General features: G+C 39.7%; 4 protein-coding genes. 1 reads left to right on the top strand and 3 read right to left on the bottom strand.

Features of this window, described 5'->3' with window-relative positions:
• Positions 1-732: 732 nt before the first annotated feature.
• The 3 genes from BSO02S_RS25795 to BSO02S_RS25805 all read right to left on the bottom strand — a co-directional run bounded on the left by BSO02S_RS25795 (position 733) and on the right by BSO02S_RS25805 (position 2,991).
• Complete coding sequence (locus BSO02S_RS25795) at positions 733-969, bottom strand: hypothetical protein (RefSeq protein WP_066074867.1); 237 nt, start codon at positions 967-969, stop codon at positions 733-735.
• 71 nt (positions 970-1,040) lie between these two features.
• Positions 1,041-1,376, bottom strand: coding sequence for a L,D-transpeptidase (locus tag BSO02S_RS25800; RefSeq protein WP_066074869.1), 336 nt, complete (start codon positions 1,374-1,376; stop codon positions 1,041-1,043).
• 139 nt (positions 1,377-1,515) lie between these two features.
• Positions 1,516-2,991, bottom strand: coding sequence for a DHA2 family efflux MFS transporter permease subunit (locus tag BSO02S_RS25805; protein WP_066074872.1), 1,476 nt, complete (start codon positions 2,989-2,991; stop codon positions 1,516-1,518).
• Between the two features lie 197 nt (positions 2,992-3,188).
• Between BSO02S_RS25805 and BSO02S_RS25810 the strand changes: the two genes are divergently transcribed.
• On the top strand, positions 3,189-3,755 hold the full coding sequence (locus BSO02S_RS25810; protein WP_066074875.1) for a TetR/AcrR family transcriptional regulator: 567 nt from the start codon (positions 3,189-3,191) through the stop codon (positions 3,753-3,755).
• The last annotated feature ends 310 nt before the right edge of the window (positions 3,756-4,065 follow it).

The following is a 4,065-nucleotide window of genomic DNA, read 5'->3' on the forward strand; positions in this document are numbered from 1 at the left end:
ACAGTGTGTTTAGGATTCGTATACATCCAATGCTGGAAGAGGTCCCCTGACAATGGGCCGAATAACATTGTAAATGCCCGTCTCAGCCCTTCACGCTGTGCGCTCTTAAAATCTTCTTTATTATATTAATTAAAAAAAGCAGTATTTTATTACAAAGCGAGATGACAGTCAGTGAAGAAAACTCATTTGCAACAATAGATTGTCATAAATCTTATATTGGTTTTGTGAGGAATAAAGTCAAGCGCATTTTGACATTCTTTTTTAATAATTTCCTGGAAGAAATCAAATGGTAGAAGGATTTTCCTTGTTATTAATCAACTGTTTAATTGAAGGGGAAATATGGTTGTTCTTGTCGAAGCGGGAAGAATTAGCCAAGAGGTACTGTTATTCGTCATGCTTTTCTAAAGAAAGGAAAAAATTAACGCCTATATTCGACATCCTTTTCTTTTGTTTTATGGGGCTATCCCATTATTCATAAGCTTAGCTATCGTTTTAATCAAACGTTTGATTAGTTTATTATTTACTAACCAATCGTTTGATTAAAAATGCTATTAACCTTGGTATAATGGGCCTTTTTACTAAAACTTTTGAGAAATTTGTTGGAAAGAGGTCTTTTGGATCTTTCTTGTTTTAATCAACATTGAGATTGATTTAATCATATATGTTTTTGTTATATTTATATAGTAATTCTGTGTATATGGGTAAACAAAGGTGACATAAATGCAGGTATGCTTAAATGGATTCATTGAGGAAGGCCATCATTGGATGGATGCTCTGCCGCCAATTCGTATTTTGGGCCCAGTACGACATAAACAATGTATCTGAATCCTTTCTACTTAGACATTTGAGTGGATTTTCAGCCCAAACATGGAAGTAGAAGCGGTCTACGTAAGGGTTTGGCGATATTTTCAGCTCAAACATGGAAGTAGAAGCGGTCTTCATTGGGGTTTCCGCTGAAATTGAGCCCATACGTCGAAGTAGCCCCCATCTACGTCGCACTTTCCTCCAACTATGTAATAAAGCAAGTGGGATTTACAGGGTCATTTATGAATAACAACAGGAGTGCCAATCGAAACTCTAGATGATAAATCTAGAACATCATGGTTATACATTCTAATACATCCATGTGAGACATTCTTACCGATGGATGCTGGGTTGTTGGTTCCGTGGATTCCGTAATGGGGTTTAGACAAGCCCATCCATAGCACTCCAAAAGGTCCGCCTGGATTAGGCTGTTTATTGATGATCGTATAAGTCCCAGGAGGTGAGGGGGTCAATATTTTTCCAATAGCAACAGGATAAGTTTTTATAAGCCTGTTTCCATCAAACAGTTTTAATTGATGCTTCAGTGTCGATACGTTAATCCATTGTGCCATGAAAAACAACTCCCATTTTTTTGAATAGTGTATGAAATAACATAGGTATTTGTGATACACAGGTGATGAAATAGGGAGTAAAAAGGCTTAATGAACAAAGTTTGTCATCAAACCTTTAATTTTCTCTAATTTTTTGTTTTCAACTTCCTCTAGCAGAGGTCGTATGGTGTTGCCGCTCCACTATGGTCCTGTCTTGCTTCGACGCTGCCTTTCTAGGCATAAATAGGGTCAAAAGGAAGGCGATGATTACTAAAATGACCGTAAAAATGTATGCATCGCTCGTGCCAAGTATCGAAGATTCCATCATTAGCTGAGATTTGGACTGCACATTGCCAGAATGAATTAACTCAGCGGCATGACTTTTCGTTCTGGTTGTCAAAATGGTGACCACTAGTGCAATTCCAATCGAACCTGCTACTTGACGGACGGTGTTAGATACGGCTGAACCGTGGGAATGCAGGTGTTTTGGAAGGGCATTCAGCCCGGCAGTCGTAATAGGCATCGTGATGAAAGACATCCCAATCCGCAAGATGATGGTCCGAATCATCAAATAGCTATAACTAGTGGCTGCACTTAAATCGGTAACTCCCCATGATGCAGCGATAATAAAGACTAGACCGATTATCGCCAGCGGCTTTACACCAAATTTATCGAATAAGCGGCCGGATACAGGGGACATAAAAGCATTTATTAAGGCACCAGGCAGTAACAGTAAGCCCGTTTCAAGAACTGTGTATCCTCTGCTAGACTGCAGGTAGATTGGAAGTAAAATCATATCTGCATACATGACCATCGTCACCAAAATATTAACGATGGTTGTCATCGTGAACATTCTGTCTCTGAAGACCCGTATATTTAACAAAGGATCCTTCGAAGTCAGCTGACGCCGGCAGAAGAGTAGGAGAAAAAGAACACCGACAGTTAAGCAGATCAACACCAATGCGGTTCCCCAGCCTTTGTCGCCTGCATTGCTAAATCCATAAAGTACCGCGCCAAACCCTGCGGTGGAGAGAATAATACTGTTGATATCAAGTTTGGGTCGGGATGTTTCCGATACATTGACTAGATATTTAAATGCTAAGGCAATTACGATGGCGACAAGCGGGAACATGCCGATAAATAACCACCGCCATGAAAAATGTTCGATAATGAATCCTGCCAGAGTCGGACCAATGGCTGGTGCAAAAATCATCACAAGTCCGAGCATTCCCATTGCCGTTCCTCGATTTTCCACAGGAAACACCACAAGGGTAACCATCATCAATAAAGGCATGATAATACCTGCTCCTGCAGCTTGAATCAGCCGGCCTGTTAATAAAAGAGCGAAATTCGGGGCAATGGCGTTGATGAAAGTACCCGCCAGCAGCAAAACCATCGAGCTGATAAAAAGCTGCCGAGTGGTAAATCGCTGCATCAAAAAGGCCGTTACCGGAATTAAGATCCCATTCACCAGCATAAAACCGGTTGCCAGCCATTGAATAGTTGTGGCAGAAACTTCAAATTCCATCATCAAATCCGGTAAAGCAACATTTAATATCGTCTGATTCAGAACGGATAGAAATGAGCCTAACAGTAAGATGAAAAGAAGGAGCCCTCTTTTTATTGGTTGATTCATGATTGATTAACGTTCCTTTCCTAAGTTATTATATAATTGACATGTAGTTGTTTAATTATCATGGTGTCAATAAATAAAATACTAACATGAGAATAGCGATAAAAGCCATTTACACTTTTAAGCTAAATGTAAATTAATTAACACTTTACTGTATGTATGTCGATAAAGTTAGAAATTATAGACGAAGGGCTGATACGATGTCTAACAAAGAGAAGTTAAAGGTAGATCCTCGAATTAAACGGACAAAGAAAATGTTTAAAGAAGCACTTATTTCATTGATTCAGGAAAATGAGGATATAAGCAAGTTGACGGTACAAAATATTGCTAATCGTGCCGAATTAAACCGTGCAACTTTCTACTTACACTATCATGATATTAATGATCTAATGGAGCAGATGATAGATGAGGTATTTGAGGATTTGAATAGGACGATGAAGTCTCCACCCGGGGATTATCAGACAATGAAAGGATCCCAAACACCCCCGGCTAGGCTGGTCTCTTTTCTTGAGCATTTTTATCGAAACGCAAAACTGTACAATGTGATGCTGGAAAACAAGGATTTCCGCAAAAGAGTGTTCGGGATATTGCTAGATATCGTCACAATTTCGGAAGAAAATAGAAAAGCGAAAGGGAAGTCGTTCCAATTACCCAAAGAGATTCTTGTTTCCTCGTCCCTTGGCATCATAACCTGGTGGATACAAGAAGGGACTCCTTACAGCCCGACTTACTTAGCAGAGCTAATCACCCAGAGGTTCAACTATTGAAATGGTTAAAATAGGTGCCATTCTTCTCGGCATTCGAAAATATTGTGGACAGATATTTTGACTGTAAAGCAAAAGGCACAACTAGAAAATCTCACTAGTTGTACCTTTTTGCGCGGAAAACTTCCGATTGTCCTCTACTAAGAACCGTCCCCGTGCTCCCACTTCGTTAATGAATGTCTTGAATGACTTTTTCTAGGAATTCACCCATTCGCTTAACGGCCGGCTCTGAAAAATCAAAACTGACCCCAGTTTCTTTATAAATAGCTGCGATGGATTGATTGTAGTCCGCACTTGCACCTTTTTTAAAGGA

Origin of the sequence: Neobacillus soli NBRC 102451, from assembly GCF_001591665.1 — a bacterium.
In the GTDB taxonomy this organism is placed as follows: Bacteria; Bacillota; Bacilli; order Bacillales; family Cytobacillaceae; genus Neobacillus; species Neobacillus soli.